This is a genomic window from Bacillus sp. JJ1562 (genome assembly GCF_036962705.1).
Taxonomy (GTDB): Bacteria; Bacillota; Bacilli; order Bacillales; family Bacillaceae_L; genus Ferdinandcohnia.
In genome coordinates, this window is sequence record NZ_JBALOQ010000039.1 from 21,176 (window position 1) to 42,800 (window position 21,625).

At 41.1% G+C, this 21,625-nt stretch carries 19 protein-coding genes; 4 read left to right on the forward strand and 15 right to left on the reverse strand.

Annotated features, from left to right (window positions below; translation table 11 throughout):
• Window positions 1–104 precede the first annotated feature (104 nt).
• The 3 genes from V7097_RS20305 to V7097_RS20315 all read right to left on the reverse strand — a co-directional run bounded on the left by V7097_RS20305 (window position 105) and on the right by V7097_RS20315 (window position 1,955).
• Complete coding sequence (locus V7097_RS20305) at window positions 105–764, reverse strand: hypothetical protein (RefSeq protein WP_335705474.1); 660 nt, start codon at window positions 762–764, stop codon at window positions 105–107.
• A gap of 142 nt (window positions 765–906) precedes the next feature.
• Window positions 907–1,230 (reverse strand): AzlD domain-containing protein, encoded by a 324-nt coding sequence (locus V7097_RS20310; protein ID WP_335705475.1) that lies wholly within the window; start codon window positions 1,228–1,230, stop codon window positions 907–909.
• On the reverse strand, window positions 1,227–1,955 hold the full coding sequence (locus tag V7097_RS20315; protein ID WP_335705476.1) for an AzlC family ABC transporter permease: 729 nt from the start codon (window positions 1,953–1,955) through the stop codon (window positions 1,227–1,229). Before V7097_RS20315 ends, V7097_RS20310 begins: the two co-directional genes overlap by 4 nt.
• Window positions 1,956–2,053: 98 nt before the next feature.
• Here V7097_RS20315 and V7097_RS20320 point away from each other — a divergent pair, with 98 nt between their 5' ends.
• Entirely contained in the window at window positions 2,054–2,605 is a 552-nt protein-coding gene (locus V7097_RS20320; protein ID WP_335705477.1) for a helix-turn-helix domain-containing protein, read from the forward strand.
• Window positions 2,606–2,816: 211 nt separating this feature from the next.
• Here the strand turns inward: V7097_RS20320 and arsC are convergent, their stop codons facing one another.
• The 5 genes from arsC to V7097_RS20345 all read right to left on the reverse strand — a co-directional run bounded on the left by arsC (window position 2,817) and on the right by V7097_RS20345 (window position 6,236).
• The gene (gene arsC / locus V7097_RS20325) at window positions 2,817–3,239 is read right to left on the reverse strand and encodes an arsenate reductase (thioredoxin) (protein WP_335705478.1); all 423 of its coding nucleotides are present in this window, start codon (window positions 3,237–3,239) and stop codon (window positions 2,817–2,819) included.
• Between the two features lie 13 nt (window positions 3,240–3,252).
• Window positions 3,253–4,551: an arsenic transporter gene (locus V7097_RS20330; protein ID WP_335705479.1), complete on the reverse strand. Its 1,299-nt coding sequence runs from the start codon at window positions 4,549–4,551 to the stop codon at window positions 3,253–3,255.
• A gap of 143 nt (window positions 4,552–4,694) precedes the next feature.
• Window positions 4,695–5,021, reverse strand: a complete 327-nt coding sequence (locus V7097_RS20335) for an ArsR/SmtB family transcription factor (RefSeq protein WP_335705480.1) — start codon at window positions 5,019–5,021, stop codon at window positions 4,695–4,697.
• Between the two features lie 188 nt (window positions 5,022–5,209).
• The gene (locus V7097_RS20340) at window positions 5,210–5,368 is read right to left on the reverse strand and encodes a Fur-regulated basic protein FbpA (RefSeq protein ID WP_335705497.1); all 159 of its coding nucleotides are present in this window, start codon (window positions 5,366–5,368) and stop codon (window positions 5,210–5,212) included.
• Window positions 5,369–5,738: 370 nt separating this feature from the next.
• Complete coding sequence (locus V7097_RS20345) at window positions 5,739–6,236, reverse strand: GNAT family N-acetyltransferase (RefSeq protein WP_335705481.1); 498 nt, start codon at window positions 6,234–6,236, stop codon at window positions 5,739–5,741.
• A 368-nt stretch (window positions 6,237–6,604) separates the two neighbouring features.
• Here V7097_RS20345 and V7097_RS20350 point away from each other — a divergent pair, with 368 nt between their 5' ends.
• The 3 genes from V7097_RS20350 (at window position 6,605) to V7097_RS20355 (ending at window position 8,096) form a co-directional block, all read left to right on the forward strand.
• Entirely contained in the window at window positions 6,605–6,787 is a 183-nt protein-coding gene (locus tag V7097_RS20350; RefSeq protein ID WP_335705482.1) for a hypothetical protein, read from the forward strand.
• Window positions 6,765–6,953, forward strand: coding sequence for a YqzL family protein (locus tag V7097_RS26055; protein ID WP_438824262.1), 189 nt, complete (start codon window positions 6,765–6,767; stop codon window positions 6,951–6,953). Before V7097_RS20350 ends, V7097_RS26055 begins: the two co-directional genes overlap by 23 nt.
• 225 nt (window positions 6,954–7,178) lie before the next feature.
• Window positions 7,179–8,096 (forward strand): NADP-dependent oxidoreductase, encoded by a 918-nt coding sequence (locus V7097_RS20355; protein WP_335705483.1) that lies wholly within the window; start codon window positions 7,179–7,181, stop codon window positions 8,094–8,096.
• A gap of 205 nt (window positions 8,097–8,301) precedes the next feature.
• On the opposite strand, the gene V7097_RS20360 is transcribed toward V7097_RS20355, so the two are convergent.
• The 7 genes from V7097_RS20360 to glmS form a co-directional block, all read right to left on the reverse strand.
• The gene (locus V7097_RS20360) at window positions 8,302–10,731 is read right to left on the reverse strand and encodes a beta-glucosidase (protein WP_335705484.1); all 2,430 of its coding nucleotides are present in this window, start codon (window positions 10,729–10,731) and stop codon (window positions 8,302–8,304) included.
• Between the two features lie 535 nt (window positions 10,732–11,266).
• Window positions 11,267–12,772 (reverse strand): right-handed parallel beta-helix repeat-containing protein, encoded by a 1,506-nt coding sequence (locus V7097_RS20365; protein ID WP_335705485.1) that lies wholly within the window; start codon window positions 12,770–12,772, stop codon window positions 11,267–11,269.
• 209 nt (window positions 12,773–12,981) lie between these two features.
• Complete coding sequence (locus V7097_RS20370; protein WP_335705486.1) at window positions 12,982–15,501, reverse strand: beta-glucosidase; 2,520 nt, start codon at window positions 15,499–15,501, stop codon at window positions 12,982–12,984.
• Window positions 15,502–16,430: 929 nt separating this feature from the next.
• Window positions 16,431–17,231, reverse strand: coding sequence for an alpha/beta fold hydrolase (locus V7097_RS20375; RefSeq protein ID WP_335705487.1), 801 nt, complete (start codon window positions 17,229–17,231; stop codon window positions 16,431–16,433).
• Between the two features lie 93 nt (window positions 17,232–17,324).
• Complete coding sequence (locus tag V7097_RS20380) at window positions 17,325–18,680, reverse strand: MFS transporter (RefSeq protein WP_335705488.1); 1,356 nt, start codon at window positions 18,678–18,680, stop codon at window positions 17,325–17,327.
• A gap of 67 nt (window positions 18,681–18,747) precedes the next feature.
• Window positions 18,748–19,338, reverse strand: coding sequence for a TetR/AcrR family transcriptional regulator (locus tag V7097_RS20385; protein WP_335705489.1), 591 nt, complete (start codon window positions 19,336–19,338; stop codon window positions 18,748–18,750).
• Between the two features lie 415 nt (window positions 19,339–19,753).
• On the reverse strand, window positions 19,754–21,556 hold the full coding sequence (gene glmS, locus V7097_RS20390) for a glutamine--fructose-6-phosphate transaminase (isomerizing) (protein ID WP_335705490.1): 1,803 nt from the start codon (window positions 21,554–21,556) through the stop codon (window positions 19,754–19,756).
• Between the last annotated feature and the right edge of the window lie 69 nt (window positions 21,557–21,625).

Sequence of the window (21,625 nt, forward strand, 5' to 3'; positions counted from 1 at the left end):
CCAAATCGGATTTGCTCCAACATCCCCTTCAATTTTCAGATCGTCTGTTTCTCCATTTTCACAGCAGCGATTCAACCATTTTCACCTTTACCAATTTAAAAACTTTATAGTTTCCTCGTTTTTTCTCCTGATTTAATGATGATATTGATGTATGATGACCATCCCTGTTCAATGTGGCTTTCCATCTTTGAAACATCTATATTCGATTCTATTTTCACCATTTTTCTCTCATTCCCTTTTAACTCTACCTTATAAGGGGCATTATTGTTCATGAGTGAAACCATTTGTATATCCTCTTCGAAACCGTCTATTTCATAAAATTCAATCGTGTATTGGACATCATCTCTACTGTAATTTTCAAAAGGTAATTCACATTCACCATGTAATATTGTTTCATCAATCATCTCAAATTGACAATTACTCATTTCCCGCTCATAAGAAACAGCATAAACACCTTTAGCAAATGTTTTTTGAAAAGCACTGGCCATCATTGGCGGTGCAAACAAAGCGATAATAATAGCAAGCCAGACAACACGTCTATTATATTTTTTTACCGATTTGCTAAGAAGATATAAGCTTGCAAATAATAGAACTAATGAAGCAATTCCTACATACTCTAATCCATTGACAGATTGAACAGGTATATTCAATACTGATGCGACTGTCTTACTATAAGGTCTCTCGTGTGGAAAAGGGAAATTTAAGACGAGAGATGCGATGAAAAGAATAAGAGCAAGGTATAATATTTTTTTGTTTTTTATCATAACGAACACACCCCTTTATGTAGTATTAGTTAATTTATATCTCACTATCTATCTACGAAACTTAAAGGGGTTTGGTCTCATATTTTTTTCCAATTATTTCGATTATTTTAATTAAGTTACTGACTTAAAAACTGAGGCTCCTTTAAAACAAAAACCTAACGGTAGCCATACTTACTATGCCTACTATAACGGTTATAGACAAACTCTTAGTCCATAAGGCTATGATAAGCGTTGGTATAATAGCGGTAAGAACACTCCAATCAATTGATAGTAATGATTCATCTTGGATGATAAAGCTATCAACGATAAGTGCAGCAAAAATACAAATAGGGATGAATGAAAGCCATTTGATCACAATTTTTGGTAGATTTATATTTCTTATCACTATAAATGGAATGATTCTCGGAATAAAGGTTACAAGTGCACACCCTAAAATGATTAATAAGATGGATAAATTAATACTCATTTGTCTTTTATCACTCCAATAGTAGCCACAATTATTGTTGATAATAGAATCGCAATATAAGAAGGAACAAACATACAGAGAACCAGCATCAAAACAACTACATAAACAATTAGTGATAGATAAAACTTCAATTTACTATGATCCATGCTATGTAATTGTAAAACAAGCAATGCCAAAAACATAGCTGTTAAAGAAAAATCCAATCCAAATACTTCTGGATTTGAAATCCACTTACCAAAGACAGCCCCCAACATACTCGATAAAATCCAAAATAGATAAGCCGTTACGTTCAACCCATTCATCCATTGGGCATTAATCATTTCTCTCTTAGCAATTTTGTTACTGGCAACACCAAACGATTCATCCGTTACAAGTGCACCAATCCCAATATTTTTCATTAAAGAATAGTTTGTAAAGTTGGGAGCTAATGTCATGCTTAATAAAAAATTTCGTAAATTTACAATGAAAGTTGTAAATACAATGACTGAAATAGGACTTCCTGATACCAACAATGCACAAATAATAAATTGAGATGCACCAGCGTAAACTAAGGCCGACATAAGACCAATTTCTAATATACTTAGATTGGATGCAGCTCCAACAATCCCCAAGGCAATTCCAATACTGATGTAGCCAATTAAAGTTGGAACGCAATCTTTTACTCCTTGAGTAAATGTAGGGAGAGTAGTTTCTTCGAAATTTATTTTGTTCGCTAATTCATTCATGGTTGCACCACCTTTTGTATGTTATGTTAAACGAATGTCTGTTATAATATTTATATGTATGTTATTATGAATACAAAAAAGAGTCAAGGAGATTTTTTATGGAATTCATTCAAGAGGCTATAGCGAATAATCTTGCCAAAATTAGAAAGCAGCGAGGATTGAGCTTAGATAACGTGTCAGAACTAACCGGAGTTAGTAAAGCAATGTTAGCCCAAATTGAAAATGGAAAATCAAATCCCACTGTCACTACTCTTTGGAAAATTGCAAATGGACTACAAGTATCTTTTTCAGGATTTTTAAAGGAAAATGATAAGCCACAAATTGAAAAAATAAATATGAATGAACTTAATCCAGTAATAGATGATGATGGAAATTATCTTGTGTATTCGATCTTCCCATTTCATCCTGAAAAAAAGTTTGAAATTTTCACTGTAGACTTAAAGCCTGGTTTTCGTCATATATCCGAAAAGCACACAGGTGAGGAATATGTACTAATTCAACGCGGTACACTGACTCTCGATATTCAAGGGGAGAAATTTGAATTAAATCCTGACGAAACGATTAAATTTAATGCTAAGACGGAACACATTTATATAAACTCTTCAGATGAACTGGTTAGATTCTACACTATTATTTTTTACCCTGATTAATTTCTTTGCTATTTGATATTAAATGCTTAACGATATACGTCTTTTATTCTACTAATAATAGAAAGAACGATTGAATTCTTTTTAGAAAGAGCTTTGATTGTTTGAATGACAAAATCAAAAAAGGACCTCAGTTAGTCCTTTTTTCTTTGACGGATTAAACCAGCCTTTGGTTTAAAAGTGACAGCCATCAATAATAGATAATGAATTAATGTTACTCTCCTGTTTCGGCAAATCGTTTAATTCTTTCACCAATTTCATCACGAACACGCTGGAAAACTGCCCATTTTTCTTCTTCCGTTCCCTCTGCTTTTGCAGGATCATCAAATCCCCAGTGTTCTCGTTTGACTTTAGGAGGGGTAACAGGACATTTATCTTTTGCATCTCCACAAAGAGTAACAGCTAATTCAGCGTTGCTTAGTATTTCTGATTGGATAATATCAGAAGTTTGATTTGATATGTCAATTCCCACCTCTTTCATCGCTTTAACTGCATTAGGATTCAGTCCGTGTGCTTCAATTCCAGCACTTTTAACTTCCCATTCATCATGATTTAAGTGTTTTTTTGCCCATCCTTCTGCCATTTGACTTCGACAAGAATTCCCTGTACATAGGAAGTAGATTGTTTTTTTTGCCATAACTCATTCTCCTTTAGAAAAATAGTAACGAAATATAGAGCCCAATTAACGAAATAAATAGGATAGGTACCGTTAAGACAATACCAGTTTTAAAGTATGTTCCCCACGATATCTTCACCCCTTTTTGTGATAAAACGTGAAGCCATACTAATGTGGCAAGTGAACCAATTGGAGTGATTTTGGGACCTAAATCCGATCCAATGACATTTGCATAAACAAGTCCTTCTCGTATTATTCCTGACGTGTTCGTTTCTGCAATTGCTAAGGCATCAATCATTACTGTTGGCATATTATTCATAACCGCAGATAATATAGCTGCGATAAAGCCCATTGAAACGGTGGCAATAAATAATCCTTCATCAGCTACATTTTGAATCACACTTGCCAAGACAGAAGTGAGTCCCGCATTCCCCAATCCATAAACAACCACATACATTCCAATCGAGAAAAATACAATATTCCAAGGAGCCCCTTTTATCGCTGCTTTCGTATCAACTGCTTCACTCCTTCTAGCCATTAGAATAAAGAGGACCGCTATTATTCCTGCTACAATGGATACAGGAATATTAATGAATTCGCTAATAAAATAACCTATTAGTAATATCGCTAGAACAAACCAAGAAAGGTGGAACAATTTTTGATCTTGAATAGCTTCTTCTGGTCTCCTTAATTTCGATAGATCATATGTTTTAGGTATACTTTTTCTGAAATAAATTAGAAGAACTGCAATTGTTGAAAATAGTGAAAAAATGTTTGGAATTATCATCCTGGAGGCATATTCAAGAAATCCGATTCCAAAGAAATCAGCAGATACAATATTAACCAGGTTGCTTACGATAAATGGTAGTGAAGTTGTATCGGCAATAAAGCCACTAGCCATAATAAACGGAAATATCATTTTATCTTTGAAATTCAAGTTTCGAACCATAGCGAGTACAATTGGTGTTAATATTAATGCAGCTCCATCATTAGCGAATAAAGCAGCAACAATAGCACCTAAAATACTTACATAGATAAACATTTTAATTCCATTTCCCTTTGCAATTCTTGCCATATGTAGTGCAGCCCACTCAAACAAACCAATTTGATCTAATATTAATGAAATAAGGATGATTGCAACAAACGATAATGTTGCGTTCCAAGTAATGTCTATTACTTCTAAGACATCATTAAAACCGACAACTCCTACTAAAAGGGCGATGGTTGCTCCAACACAAGCAGACCAACCGATATTTAAGCCTTTAGGCTGCCAAATCACTAAAATTAATGTTGCAATAAAAATAATAAGTGCAAATACCAATGTTGTAGACAAAAGTTGAACCTCCAATTAACAGCATTCCTTCGATGTAAATTAGTGAACTTGTTTACTTTCACATTATCCTAACGTTTAATGTAAAATTTCTCTGTTCCATTATTGTGTTAAATCAAAAAAAATTGATTTATAAGTTAAAAAAATTAGCAACAGCTGTTATTTGCTGCTTTATTTCCCGTTTTCCTAAAGATACAACAAAGTTCTTCGGAGAGTAAGCTATTTACTTCTGTCTCATTAATATTGTAATAACTCCATGTTCCCTTTGTTTGTTTAACAATTAAATCTGCATCAAGTAATATTTTAAGATGGTAAGATAGTTTTGACTGTGATATACCAAAGGATTCTGTTAAATCACATACACAAGTTTGCCCCCTTTGACATAGCTCATACATGATCTCTAACCTCTTTTGATCAGCAAGGGCTTTAAATTTTTTCCCATATTGTTGAAATGTTGGCTTTAATGCCTCCATTAATATCCTCCTTTCATCAAATTTTTTTGATGTTTAAATCATAATTAAATTTCTAATAAAGCGCAACTATTTAATCAAAAAAAGTTGATTTACTTGAAATCTATTTGTTCGATACGGAAGCCGGGTAGTTCCTGAAAAATTCCCGTAATTTTTAAGCCTATAATCTACCTTTTGAAATAGACACAAGGTCATTTTGTGGCCCTATATAATTTATATTCATTTTCAAGTTCACTCAAAGTCAATTCATAAAGATGCTGATTATTTTTTTTATAAACTCCTTGTTTAATTAGCCTATTAATTAGATCTTTCTTTTTTAACTGAACAGCGTATCGTAGAATATCTCCCATTTTAATTTTTGCTCCTTTCTCATTGACTCTAGTCATTATAGACAAGCCATCCTTTAAAATTTGTCGAGTTATGTGGAATTTATAACTCTTAAACTAATTGTTATCTTTCTTTAATACAAAGAAAAACTTGTAATTTATCCTTAAACCTACATTGTAAAAGAAAAAGGCATTAATTTAATTATTGCCCCGCCCCTATGGATTTAAGGATTTGAAAGAAAATCGAAATCCTTATTGGACAAGGATAAAAACTGCATTGAACAAATGAAAAAAGACTGGATCACAATTGGATCCAGCCCAAATTTGTATTTATTTTACGATTAAAAAAACGTTTGAAATAGATTCCGTCGTTAACCGCTACAAGGTAAAAGAATCAAATGATTTCCTCTCTTAATTTGACCATGTTATACCAGCTTACTCCACCATGTTTTGATTCAGACATGCCATGGTTAACAAACCCCAATTTTTCATAAAACGAAACTAATTCCTGTTTACATGTTAATGTGATGCCTTCTCTTTCAGTTTCTTTTACAAGCTCTTCCATTTTCTTAATTAAAATCTTTGCAATCCCTTGATTTCTTGCCTGTTCGGACACTGCTAATCCTAAAACACTTTGATATCCCCCTGTTTTTGGATTCTCTTTGATTTCAGTAAAAAGAGTATCGGTTATATAAAGTTGATTAATAACAGGTCCATTAATATAACCAAGTATCTCCCCATCCTTTTCTGCCACCATAAAGGTATCAGCTATCAACTGAATCCTCCCTACAAATGCTTCTTTTGTGGCAGCCTCTTCTATCGGAAAGCCTTCATTCTCAATAAGTAATAGCTGTTCTAAATCTGTAGCTTGAACATTTCTTAAAGAAATCATCTTGACTAAAACCCCATTTCTAGCTGGATTTACCTAAATTCATTAGTTTTTTATCTTTAAACACAACAACTCTAATATCTACTTTAGGTGTTGCATAAATTTTCATTGGCAAACAGATCTTTTATTACTTTCATACTAACATCCGTATGTTGTCTTATGCCAAAAATGAATAGAATAATTAACTTATTACTAGAGTGAAATTATATTGATATTTTTTTAATTTTGTATGACCAATAATAAGATTTGGTTACATGATTTGTAATAACCTATAATTCGACATTTATTTTGTAAATGTTTCTTTAATATATTGTCAGAAGGTTTTAAGGGAAAAAGGATTTTTAAAAACCTTTATCGGGAGGATATATATTATGGATTTTTATGAAAAGTTACCGACTGATTTATTCGTTTATTATTATTGTGAAATAATGAAAAACATCAAAAAAGGAATATTAACAAAAAATATGTACTATGAACTAGGCTTAATGATTTCGGTTGCGCATCAAAGAAGGATAACGTTAATCGAACCAGATGATTTTATTCAAACTGCGTAAATCCTCTGTTAATTTAGGTGAATTCATAAATAACAAGGACGCGGAAGGTAATAACCGAGAAAGGAGGAAATTAGTGAATAATTATTTTTGGAATACTTTCATAAAAACCGGAAGTATATACATGTACTTGCTTCTAAAGGAATTTGAGAGAATGGATTCTACATGATTTTCCTGTACTATGTTCAACAAGTAACAATGAAATGAGAATAATGGTAAGGAAAAGCATTCAACTTGTTTCAGTTGAATGCCTTTTGTCTACAATCTGAGACGGACACTATAAGATACCCGTACAAAAAGGAATTAGGGTCATATTTCTATAGGTTTCCGTGTAAAGATTCATTATTAGTATGAAAGTAATACCATTATTTCACATCATAAAGGAGCGATGTCAATGAAAGCAGTTGCCTTTACTTCATTCGGCAAGCCAGAGGTGTTACGGATCATGGAGTTGGATGAACCTCAAGCAGGTCCAACCGAAGTGCGTGTACGAGTCAAGACAGCAGGCGTGATGCCTTACGATTGTGGTGTTAGAAACGGAGAAATCTTATTAAGAAAGACCATTACTTTTCCGTTGATTCCGGGGAACGAATTTGCAGGGATTATCGATCAAATCGGTGAAGGAATAGATGGATTCGCTATTGGCGATGAGGTACTTGGCTTTTCGTTACTGAATAGTTACGCAGAATATGTGGTTGTCAGCTCCGACCAGATTGTAAAAAAGCCTCAAAATATGCCATGGGAAGTAGCCGGCGGATTTTCAGGGAACGGGCAGGGAGCACACATGGCTTTGAAGGAACTGGATATTAAACATGGAGACACTGTTCTCATTCATGCCGCTGCTGGAGGACTTGGTACATTCGCTGTACAACTGGCGAAAGCATGGGGTGCCGAGACCATAATCGGGACAGCAAGTGAGGCGAATCACGATTATCTCCGTTCGCTTGGAGCAATCCCTGTAGCTTATGGAGAAGGACTTGTCGAAAGCTTGCGAACCCTATCTCCGGGTGGAATAGACGCAGCATTAGATGGAGCAGGTCCGGAGGCTCTAAGAGCTTCAATTGAAGTTGTGAAGGACAGAAGCCGGATTCGGACCATGCTGGCTGATGATGTGGCACGTGAACTTGGGATCCCCATACTATCTGGAACCCGTACTAACGAGCGACTGTCTGAGCTTGTAGATTTGTATGCCACTGGAAATATACAAATCCATTTCCGCAAAATTCTTCCATTGGACTTTGCCGCTGAAGCCCACCGATTAGTAGGAAGCGGACATGGACGAGGAAAGGTTGTTCTAACGGTCAACTCATAGAGCAAGATTTATAAATATTCTATCGATTATTCTAACAATACCAAAAAGTTCTTCTCATAATGGAAAAAAGGGTCAGGAGAAAAGCGATGAGCCCGCGGACCTCGGCTTGATTCGCCGAGCCCGCGGGCTCACCATCTTCGGGATGCCTGACGCCCCCTACCGGGTCGCCGACATCATTCCATGAACAAGTGCCTACTTATAAGTGTTACCCTTTACCTTTACCCTTGCCTTTCCCCTTACCCTTGCTGAGTTTGAAGTTCAACGGGACGTCCTTTTCTAAAGGAGTGTTTGCCGAGGAACCACCGACATGCACGCGGTACTTTCCGTCAGCGGTAGCCCACTCGCCATCAGCCCAGTTCACCAGGTTGTCCGGTTCTTTCGGAATAAAATAGGAGAACGGGTGGTTAGAGTCAGCCTGGTTACTCCGTAGAGTCACTCGCTTGCTCTCACCAGGCTTAAGATCAACCTTCTCGAAGTTGACGAGTCGCTTAGCCGGCTGCCCCGCCTCGGCTGGCAGGGTCAGATAGACCTGTGCCGCTTCTTTACCGGCAACTTTACCGGTATTTGTGACGGTGAAGGATACGTCAATACCAGACAACGAGCCTTTGTCGCCGCGGACCCTCTTCACCTTGAGGTCGCCATACGTAAAGGTCGTGTACGACAGGCCGTACCCGAATGGGAAGACAGGCTTCACTTTGTTGGCCTCGTACCAGCGGTAGCCCATCTCAAGGCCCTCTGTGTACTGGGCAATTAGCTGGTCGGAACCGTCACCGTACGGGCCAGGGCCTCCTGGCTTGCCGGTGTCTTGACGGGTTCCAGGGAACTGTTTTTCGGTCGCGAAGGCGGCCTCACGCTCAGTGGCACCGAACGTCATAGGCAGCTTGCCGGACGGATTGACCTTACCGTAAAGCAGATTGGCGACGGCATTGCCATCCTCCATGCCCGGATACCATGCTTCGAGGACTGCAGGGACCTTATCCAGCCACGGCATGAGCACCGTACCAGAAGTTTTCAGTACCACAACCGTGTTCTTTGCATTGGCTTTCAGAACCGCGTCGATCACCGGCTCCTGCTCCACCCAGTCCACTCGATCCGGGTTCTTGTCGAGGTCGATACGCGGGAAGCCGAGTGTCTCGCGGTCCTTTGTCTCATGCGGGTTGTCGCCGATCATGAGAAGCACGACATCGGACTCAGCAGCAAGCTTTGCAGCAGCCTTCGGGTCACGGCCATCATTGTACGTCACTTTTGTACCATAGCCCAGCTCCTTGATGACATTCTCTAGACCCTGTTTTGGTGTGACCGTATAAGAGGTCACGACGTTCTCGTTAGTGTCCCGAACGGAGCGCGGGGACATCTTGGCAATACCGGCGAACCACTCGACACCGATCAGCGCGATTGACTTCGGCTTGCCGTCCAGTGGAAGGAAGCCGTCATTGTTCTTCAATAGCACGGAACCTTCCTCGGCCATCTTCCGTGCGCTAGCGCCATTGGCCTTCAGATCAACAATCTCCGGTAGAAACTTGTCGAAAGGTTTGTCCATTTGGCCGTACTCAATCATTTTGATATACCGCGGACGGAGTAGATTGTCAATGTCGCCCTCGGTCACCTGACCCGAGTCGATAGCCTTCTTGATCTTATCTTGAGTGTAGTACTGTGGCGCCCAGTCGAGCTCAACATCCGTGCCCGCCTTGATGGCAGCGACCGTGTTGTGAATCGCGCGACGGTCACTCATGACCCAACCGTCGAAGCCCCAGTTGCGCCGCAGGGCATCCTGGAGTAGTTCAGAGCTGTCACAGGCATAGGTGCCGTTGACATCCGGGAACGAGCACATCACAGAGGCTGGGTCAGCATTCTTGACTGCCATCTCGAAAGGCAGCATGTACAGCTCGTTCATGGCTCGAGAGGGAACCTGAACACCCATCGTCCACCGCTCGGTTTCCTGCTCGTTGCCGGCAAGGTGCTTGAGCTGGGACTGGATGCTCTGGTCCTGGATGCCCTTGACCTGCTCGGTCGCTAGGATACCCGTCAGGTACGGGTCCTCACTGAAGTACTCATAGTTCCTGCCACCGTAAGGGTGTCGCACGAGGTTCATACCCGGTCCGAGCATCACTTGATGCGCGAAGGCACGTGTCTCCACTCCGAGGATTCGACCGGCCTCATAGTTCATCCCACGGTCGAAGGTTGCTGCCATAGCCACGGTGGACGGCAGGCCCGTTGCCACTGGATCATTGCCACACGACCCGCCCTTCACACCCGTACCACCGTTGGTCATACGGACTGTGGGGATACCTAGTTCCTCGATTCCACGGATCTGACGGCCGGTGTCCTGCCATTCACACCCGGGCAGGGTACCCTGAGGCGGGAATACGCCACTCTGGTACTTGCTAGTACCGCTCCTATTGATGACTACCGTCTCACCTTTGTCGTTCTCATTGAAGCGCGAGATGGCGATTTGCTGGATCTTCTGTTCCAACGTCATCGCACCGATAAGCAGCTCGGTACGCTCCTCAGCAGAGAGCTTGGTGTTCATCCAGGGTTTGGTCCCTTCTGTTCCACCTTTCTCCGCATTAGCAGGAATTACTAACGTAGACATGAAGATTATTGCTGTCAAAAAAATTGCAGTCATTCTTTTCATCTTAAAATCTCCCTTATATCTAGTTGTCTATTCGAATTGAAATAATTCAGTTCATCGTTAATATCTCCCTTTCATCTAGTTCTTTATTCGTATTGAAATAGGTCTTTTTTTATATAAATCTCTACTTTACTATCTAGTAAGTCTATTATTTTTAGAGATATACTATTACGCTAGGATGACCGGTTAATTACAGAACACTAACAAAAGTTGTGACATATAATAGAAAAAAGAATAAAGAAATAAGTAAATTCTCTATATAAATATAAAAAGAAAAGCATTCAACTTATTTCAGTTGAATGCCTTTTGTTTACAATCTGAGACGGACACTATAAGATGTCCAAGAATCTTTTTCAGATTTTGAACTTTCCAGCTTATTTATTAATTCTTTCTATCAATTCGACCTATTCTCACGATCGATTGTTTACTTTATATTTTTTATAGGCTAATGGTGTCATGTTAGCCTCTACCTATACAATTTTTGTATAGCGATAAAAAAATTACATACTAGCTACTTCTTTAGCAAAGTCTTTTTCAACTACTGGGCCGACTGGCTCACCTCGATCCCGTCGGCCACCCTCAATTCGGCTCCGTCAATGCGGTCGATGGCGTTTTCGACCATGCTAAGGTCCTTCCCGGCATCGATCCTGATGCCGTTAGCGGCCTGTCGAATAATGTTGCTCTCGATCTTGATGCCTGAAGGGATTCCTTTGCCCCTTCCGTCAGTACCTTTGTCCTCACTGAGCCGGATAGCCCAGAACCCGTCAGTCCCTCCAGTGATGTGGTTACCGTGCAACTCCGTGCCCGGCGCATTGCGAACCTCAATGCCGGCCTTCGAATCCTCCCCGGCTGTGATCCTGTTGTCCTCGATGAGGGTATCAGGAGTTCCCAGAATGACGAGTATTCCCTGACGGTTTCCAATCAAGTCGTTGGAGTGTACCCAGTTTCCAAGTCCTGAGGCGTCATGCTTATTCTTGGACCCGCCGGGATTGCCCAGCGCGATGCCCGCCCGTTTCCCGTCGATGACCGTGTTGTCCCGGACCTCGTTCAAGTATTCACCCTCGCCGTGCAGGTCGATGGCGTCGAGGAGGCTGCCGACGATGGTGTTCTCCGCCACGAGATTGTTGTGCGTAGGGAACTGCAGCAGAATGGCGTGCCGCAAATGCCTACCATCGAAGGTATTGCCGGTGACGACGTTGTGCCGGGAATCGTTGGTGGCATCCGGATCGTGCTGATCCCTTAATCCCTCGATAGCAATGCCGTAGCCCTGTCCTCCTGGGCCGACGGCAGTTGCCCCACTAATGTAGTTCCCAGAGAGGGTCACCTCACGGCTAGCCTTGATGGAGATCCCGTGGCGCTCGAATCTACTGATGCCCAGGTTCTCCACTAGGACACGGGAGCTAGCTTGACCTTCGTGGGTACCGATGTGGATTCCATACATCGGGCCTCCACTCGCATCACCGTCGTCGGGATCATCGCCGAGTGGACCCTCATGACGGGAGGTGATGGTGAAGTCAGCGACGATGACGTCGTGGATGCCGGAGCCGCGGATCACCCGGCTATCATCCTCGCCGTCGAAGGAGGTCAGTAGCACGGTGCGCTCCTGGCCCTCGCCGCGCAGGTCCACGCCGCTACGCAACACGATGTTCGCCGACTCGTCGTCCGGGTCAGTGGAGCGCAGGTCATACGTGCCGGCTGGCAGCATGACCTCGTCGCCCGGTTCAGCTGCGTCTAGGGCTTTCCTAATCGCTGCTGCGTCGTCGTGTGAGTCTGGATTAGGATCTGCCCCGAAGTCCGTGACGTCCAGGGTCCTGCCCGTGACCGGACCCGGCGTAGGCACCTCGATCGGCGCGCCAGATCGGTCCACCAAGCCAGGCACCCGCCAGTCGCCGTGCCCAGACGGGGCGGATCCAACGGCGTCATCGCTTCCGACCGGCCCGCCGGGTTCCTCGACGGTACATGCAGTCAAGAGAACCACCAGGACAAGGGTCACCCACCACAAAAGCGCAGGACTTCGCTGGCTGTTCCGAATATATTCCTTCATCAGACTTCTCACGTCCTTCCTTGACTCTTTCCGTCTCCTCTAATCGCCCATGGAGGCGACGAGAGAAGCGGAAAGCCCGCGTGCATCGGCTTGATTCTCCGAGTACGCGGGCTCTACCTTCGGATGCCTGACGACCCCTACTGGGTCGCCGACGTCATCCCATGGCTAGGGCCTCCTAATTTTAGAGTTCCCCATGCCATTGCTGTTTATCATTGGCTGTTGCCATCATTGTTGCCTTGGCCATTGCCTTTGTTGCCATTGTTGTTACCTTTGTTACCATTGTTGTTGCCTTGGCCATTGCCTTTGTTACCATTGTTGTTGTCTTTGTTGTTGCCTTTGCCGTTGTCCTTGTCAAGTTTGAAGTTCAACGGAATATCCTTTTCTAACGGAGTGTCTGCAGAGGAACCACCGACATGCACGCGGTATTTTCCGTCAACAGTAGCCCACTTTCCGTCAGCCCAGTTCGCCAAGTTATCCGGTTCTTCTGGGATAAAGTAAGAGAACGGGTGGTTAGAGTCTGCATGGTTAATACGTACTGTCACACGCTCGCTCTCACCAGGCTCAAGGTCAACCTTCTCGAAGTTAACAAGTCGCTTAGTCGGCTGCCCTGCCTCGTCTGGTAGAGTCAGATAGACTTGTGCAGCTTCTTTACCGGCAACGTCACCTGTGTTCGTGATCGTGAAGGACACGTCAATACCAGACACTGAGCCTTTATCTTGGACCTTCTTCACTTTAAGTTTGTCATATTCGAAAGTCGTGTACGACAAGCCAAACCCGAATGGGAAGACTGGCTTCACGTTGTTTGCTTCGTACCAGCGGTAACCCATCTCAAGACCTTCAGTGTATTGAGCGATTAGCTGATCGGACTTACCATCACCGTAAGGGCCTGGGCCACCTACCTTACCTGTATCTTGACGAGTTCCAGGGTACTGTTCTTCAGTTGCGAATGCTGCTTCACGCTCAGCAGCTCCAAACGTCATTGGCAGCTTACCAGATGGATTAACCTTACCGTAGAGTAGGTTAGCAACGGCATTGCCATCCTCCATACCTGGGTACCATGCTTGAAGAACTGCAGGTACCTTATCCAACCACGGCATAATTGACGTACCGGAAGTCTTCAATACCACCACTGTGTTCTCAGGGTTAGCTTCCATAACTGCCTCGATCACCGGCTCCTGCTCAGCCACGCCCGTTTCGAGGTTCAAGGCTGGGAAGCCGAGTGTTTCTCGGTCCACTGTCTCATGTGGGTTGTCGCCGACCATGAGAAGCACGACATCAGATTCAGCAGCTAACTTAGCAGCAGCTTTTGGGTCACTGCCATTGTTGTACGTCACTTTCGTGTTGTAGCCCAACTCTTTAATAACATTCTCTAAGCCTTCTTGTGGTGTGACCGTATATGGAGTCACTACATAATCATTGTCGTCACGAACAGAACGTGGGGACATCTTTGCCGCACCAGCGAACGTCTCAATGCCGATCAACGCGATCGACTTTGGCTCACCGTCTAATGGCAGGAAGCCGTTGTCGTTCTTCAACAGCACGGAGCCTTCCTCGGCCATCTTCCGTGCGGTAGCGCCGTTAGCCATCGGATCGACGATTTCCGGCATAAATTTGTCAAAAGGCTCATCCATATGGCCAAACTCGATCATCTTGATGTAACGTGGACGAAGTAGATTGTCGATGTCGTCCTCAGTTACCGCTCCTGAGTCGAGAGCCTCTTGGATCTTCTCTTGTGTGTAATACTGTGGTGCCCAGTCAAGCTCGACATTCATACCCGCTTTGATAGCAGCCACTGTGTCGTGAATCGCACGACGGTCACTCATGACGTATCCGTCAAAGCCCCAGTTTTTCCGTAGGGCATCTTGTAGAAGTTCAGAACTGTCACATGCATAAGTACCGTTAACATCCGGGAATGAACACATCACGGAAGCTGGGTCAGCATCTCTGACGGTCATTTCGAATGGCAACATGTACAATTCGTTCATAGCTTGTGAAGGAACTTGGACACCCATTGTCCAACGCTCAGTTTCCTGTTCGTTTCCAGCCATGTGCTTGAGTTGTACCTGGACTCCCTGATCCTGGATACCCTTTGTTTGCTCGATTGCAAGGGTACCTGTCAAATAAGGGTCCTCACTAAAGTATTCATAGTTACGGCCACCGTACGGGTGACGGATGAGGTTCATACCTGGTCCGAGGAACACGTGATGCGCGAAAGCTCGTGTCTCCTCACCAAGGATTCGGCCAGCCTCATAGTTTAGCTCGCGGTCGAATGTCGCAGCCAAACCTGGGGTAGACGGAAGGCCAGTCGCCAATGGGTCATTGTGACACGATCCGCCCTTAACGCCCGTACCACCGTTGGTCATACGTACTGTAGGGATACCGAGTTCCTCGATCCCTTTGATTTGCCGGCCTGTGTCTTGAAACTCACACCCAGGAAGGGTACCTTGTGGTGCGAATTCGCCATTCTGGTACTTGCTAGTACCGCCCTTGTTGATGACGACCGTCTCACCGGTGTCATTCTCATTGAAACGTGAGATAGCAATCTGCTGCATCTTCTGTTCCATCGTCATCGCATCGAGAAGTAGCTCGGTGCGCTCCTCAGCAGAGATCTCTGTATTCATCCAGGGTTTGGTCCCGTTTGTTCCAGCGTTCTCCGCATTAGCAGGAATGACTAAAGAAGACATGTAGACCATTGCTGTCATAAAAACTAATGTAATGCGTTTTATCATCTTTTTTCTCCCTTACTATTTATTTTTCTATTAGTAGTTAAATAATTCGTTCTATCATTTTTTCTTTCCCTTACTAACCACTAGGTATATTAGTATAGTGAAAAACTATTACGCTAGTGTGTATGGTAAATTACAATTCAGCTACAAAAACTACGATATTGGTAATGCTCCTAAAGTCCTGCTTACGCTTTAAAGCACTGTAAAATCAAGGTTTCTCCATACAAACGATCAAAACAAATAAAATTAATTGAGTATTTTACTTCATTATTCTAAATATACCGAAACAGGATGGAAGAACATTTATTTATTAAATAAACTATTTTACTATAATATTTAGAAGTCGATTGGAAGGTGGCTTGTAATGAAATAAATAAGTATTGATCCCTATTTTCATTTTCGTAAGATAGAAGGCTCTTTATTCCCCTACCAAAAATTTCTTCCATAACAGAGAGAAAAAATTGGAGAACGGACAGGAATTTGATTAGAAAACCCACGAATCTTAATTGAAAATCTATGGATTTAAACAGTGAAGAAAACAACATAATAGAAGAAAAAAAGAATGCGAAAAGGTAATTGCCTTATTGAACAAAGAATTGGAGGATTATTTAACAAAAAGAAAAAGGACGTAATCCGATAGAATCCGCCCCGAATTGATATTTATTTTTGATTTAAGGTTTAATAAAACTTCTCTTTTCTTCCCCATTATAAAAAATTGGCTTATCGAGACTTGATATACCATTTGTTAGACAACCTGCGTGGTTCAATAAAAACTTTTTAAGCTAATCCTTCTTCTACTTAGCAGCTGACGATCAGATCGATTTAATAAGAAGAAGAAAGTAAAATCCCTGATTAAAGCAAACGGCTGGATACAAGATATTGTCTGATACACCTCAATGTTATTTCCTGTTGTCTGTTTATAAATGTGCCATCTAATAAATTGATTGAATAAAAGACATGAGTAGTTCATTAAATTCCTCATAGTTATCATAATTTGCGTTATGAGAGGCACTAGAAATAATGATCAATGGATATCCAGTCTTTTTTGCCCAACTATTACTATATTTTTTCACATAACCTGTATTGTCATATTCTCCATAGGTAATTAAAACTGGACAATTAAATTGAACTTCATCTTCTATCTTCAAAAACTCACCATAAACCGCACTAGCTGCCTTCAACATGTCTTTTTTACCCAAACTAACTAATGATTTATACATACTTTCCCTTGCTTCATCAGTTACCGTAATAGCTTTTGCAACTGCTTTACAGTAGTAATTAAAAGGGTACAGTTTAGCAATGGTAGAAAAATGTTTAATCCAAAATAATTCCGACTTTTTATAATAACTTTTACCAAAAGGAGTTGTGCCTATTCCTACAAACCCTATCACTTTGTCCCCATATTCTTGAATAAAGGACTGAGCAATATAACCTCCTGCCGACTGTCCCACTAAGACTATTTTTTCTATATTCTCCTGTTCGAGTATAGTTAACAGCTCTTGATTGACATTTGCGAAAGAGAAATCTTCATAAGGCCTTGATTTTCCATGCAAAGGAAAATCCCAAGTTATCAACTTATATTCAGCAGATAGATGCTCAACTTGTTTATCGAAAAGGGCGTGGTCTGCTGTTAATCCATGACAAAAAACAATAGCAAAGTCCTGTGGAGAAGCTATTTCATTCGTCCAGTAATAGACGTTTCCTTTTGATGATTGTATCTTTTTTTCAATCATTTGCTGTCCCCCCTATAATTTGTATTATAAATTTTCCAAATAAAAGTTTAAACTGGATTTATAATATTAAATCAAAAGGATTTCCCACTGAAATTAATCATTAAGGGATTTATGAATCTTAAACTTGTAAACAATCAAAATAACAACATGTAACATAGCCAATACAAGGAAAATGTTACTGTAAATAGTACCAATCGATGACTGAAAAAATGGATTCCATGGACTAATTGCTACCATATCAACGGATTTCCCGTATATTCCGATTGCAATAGAGCCTGAAATAAAATTTTGCATCATTAGCATGCCCATTCCAACACCTGCATGCTCCTTAGGTAATGTTGTTGAGATCGATTTAGACATGACAATCATCATAAATGATTGGCCAACATTGCCCAAGATTAGAAATAGCGAAATGACCAAAGCATTCGAATTGAGTAATGTGGAAAGCAGGATGAAACATACTATTAATAAACTTGATGCAAGAAAGAATAAATAGGATGTTCCCTTCGAATCTGAAAGCTTTCCACCATGTCTATTCAATATGGCCGATGCAGCAGCAGCGGGTACCATCGCAAATCCAATCATGCTTGCAGGGAGTTTTTGTACATCTGCTAGAAATAAAGGAGTGAGAAAAAATAGTGAATAACCAATTCCTGTTATTAAAAACGCGAGCACTAAATTAGATGAATATTTTTTGTTCTTAAATAGCTCGGGCTGTATAAAAGGATGTTTCGCAGAATGAATACGAATGATGAATAAAATTGAAGCAACAATCCCACCGATAAACCAAACTGTGTCGTTTGTAACTCCTAATAAAACTTGGGCAACCGTTAAGGCCAATAATCCTCCACCTAACCAATCAAGATCGATATCGGTTCCGTGCTCATCTCCTAAATATTTCAAGTAATATGGCAACGTCAAAAGAAGGAATAGAGGGATACAAAAAAGCCAACGCCAATCCACAACACTGACTACTAATGCAGAAATAACAGGTCCGAGTGCACCACCTAAAGCTGTTCCTATAAACACCGTTCCCATCGCTGTACCTCTTCTTTCAATAGGAAAGTATCGTATCGGAATTAGAATCGCTGTTGCAGGAATCGTCGCCGCACCAGCTGCTTGTAAACACCTCGCAACGAGCAAAAGCCAATAGGATGTAGAAAAGAAACCGAGTAATGACGCGAAACTAAAAAGAATTAAACCAAAGGTTAATAAATTTTTCAATTTATACCGATCTGCTAATTTCCCATAAATCGCTGTTCCAATCCCATATATAAGGGTATAGGACGAAGTAACCCAGCTTACTTGAGAATTTGTGAGTTGAAATTCTTCGCTTATGAGGGGAAGAACAAAGTTGAAGAGTAATATACTCATAGACGAAAAAGTGACCGTAAGCATCATAATAATTAATAACTTTTCACTCGCTTGCTTTTTTATCATGTTTTCCATGATTTATTCCTCCTTTTCGAAATAAAAGAAAGTCTGTACTGACTGACATTTCAAAGTAAAAAACATACTAGGGAGTTAATCCCCTAGTAAATAATGCAACACTTTCTTCTATTAATTTCGCGAACCTTTCATCAGTAAAAGCAGGGTCTTCGTTCATTCTTCCATGTGCTAATCCATAATTCATATAAAGAAAGGTAATCGCAATTCTCTCCGCATCATAGAGAACTATTTTTTCCCTATTTTTCATTTCTGCAAAATAGTTCGTTAAAAATTCTTTTAATGCCTGAGGGTGTCTGTGTGAATACTGGTGCAAGCCAGGAACATTTTCCCCTACTTTCATAATGATTCGGAGCATTTTTCGGTTCCGATGCATGATTCTATGGTAATTCTGGCTAATTAACAGTAAATCTTCCTCAAGATTCCAGGTGAGCTTACTATCAAAAATTGCACGCATTTCCTCAGCATAATGATATCGATCAATTGCTTGCTCTAATAAGTTTTGCTTACTTTGAAAATGTCTAAATAGCGTCTTTTCACTAAAGCCAGCTTCCTTTGCAATTTCCTCCGTTGTAACCCCGTTATATCCATTTTTAGAAAAAAGGTCGATTGCGGCAGTAATGATTTTTTCTGTTGTATTCTGTTTTCGAGTTAAAGTCATGACTCCTAGTTCAATCCCTTCCGAGAATGTCAGTACTGACTAACATTAGTATATTCAACACACCAAAATATGTCAAACGTTAATTTCTTATATTATTTTCTTTCTCCATTTTAGTATGGATTAAAGACTAGGGAGCACACAAGGATTTGACGAAACTAGATATTAATTATGTAGACACCGTTCTCATACATGCCGCTGAGGTGGAACAAAAAAGACTGGATCACATTGGACCCAGCCTCGAATTTTGATTGATTTTACAATTGAATAAACGTTAGATACATATCATAACTTTTCGCTAGTCTTCCCGCTTCCTTTACCGTTTGGATACCAACTATTTAACAGTAGGTACCGACTTTTTAGCATGGGGAAGAGGAAAGTAACAGCTATATACATTTTATTCTAATCCGATATTTCCTTACTCAACCGTCACACTCTTCGCTAAATTCCGCGGCTTATCAACGTCACAGTCACGGTGAAGTGCTGCATAATAAGAGATAAGCTGTAATGGGATAACGGAGATCAGCGGTGTTAACATTTCGTTAACAGCCGGGAGCACATAACGGTCTTCGTCTGTTTCTAAGCCCTTCATTGAAATGATACATGGATGTGCACCACGTGCAACAACCTCTTTTACATTTCCACGAATGCTTAGGTTAACATGCTCTTGCGTTGCTAGAGCGATAACCGGTGTTCCTTCTTCGATTAAGGCAATTGTTCCGTGCTTTAATTCTCCTCCAGCAAATCCTTCTGCCTGGATATAGGAGATTTCTTTTAGCTTTAAGGCACCCTCTAAGCCAACAAAGAAGTCCATCGCACGACCGATGAAGAAGCAGTTGCGAGTGGTTGTGAAATACTCCCAAGCGATAGCTTCCATCACTTCTTTATCATCACAAAGAGCTTCCATGCTGTTCGCAATGATACCAAGCTCTTTTACAAGGTCCATCCCAACCTTTATACCTTTCGATTCAGCTGTTACATAGGCAAGAATTGCAAGTACTGCTAACTGGGCTGTGTAAGCCTTTGTTGATGCCACTGCAATTTCAGGACCTGCATGTAGCAGCAATGTGTAATCAGCTTCACGAGAAAGTGTTGAACCAGGTACATTTGTAATCGTAATGGACTTGTGGTCCATTTCTCTTACATGTACTAACACAGCGCGACTATCTGCTGTTTCTCCACTTTGTGAAATAAAGATGAATAATGGTTTCTCCGATAATAACGGCATATTGTATGAGAATTCACTAGAAATATGGACCTCTACAGGAATGTGCGCCATTTTTTCAATGAATTGTTTCCCGACAAGACCAGCATGATAACTAGTACCAGCAGCGATGATGTAGATGCGGTCAGATTCCTTCATTGCTTCCAGAATGCAAGGATCAATAGCTAATTTTCCGCTTTCCGCTTGATATTCTTGAATGATTTTTCTCATCACTAAAGGCTGCTCGTCAATTTCCTTAAGCATATAGTGTGGGTAGGTTCCCTTTTCAATATCACTAGCATCTAGCTCTGCTGTATATGGGTCACGGTTGATTGTTTCACCCGCTAAATTTTTAATTGTGACAGACTCTTTTTTAACAATGACAATTTCTTTATCCATTAACTCGATGTATTGATCGGTTACTTGAAGCATGGCCATTGCATCACTTGCTACAACATTAAAGTCGTTGCCAAGACCAACAAGTAGTGGACTTTTGTTTTTCGCAACATAGATTGTTTCGTTGTTAAGTTCATCAAGCATTGCAATTGCATAGGATCCTTTTAGAAGGCTTAACGTCTTACGAAATGCCTCTTCTACTTCAAGTCCCTGTACTACGAATTGCTCAAGTACTTGAACAACAACCTCTGTATCTGTATCACTTTTTAATTCAACGTTTTGTAAATACTCATCCTTAAGCTGAGTGTAGTTTTCAATTACACCATTATGAACAAGAGTGAATCGTCCAGTTGTTGCCTGATGGGGGTGTGCATTGACTTTACTTGGCACTCCATGTGTTGCCCAACGCGTATGGCCAATCCCTGCTGTAGCAAATAAACTTTGGTCTACAGCTTCCCGAAGAATTGCAATACGACCTTTTTCTTTAAAAACATGAACACCTTCATCATTCATCACTGCAATTCCAGCTGAATCATATCCACGATACTCGAGCTTTTCTAGTCCCTTTAACAAAATTTCCTTAGAGTCTTGCTGTCCAATAAAACCTACAATTCCGCACATAAATAAAGTTTCCTCCCTAAAAAGGGAACAAGAAAGCACGGGGCTAACTTGCCCCTTTTTTTTCGAATT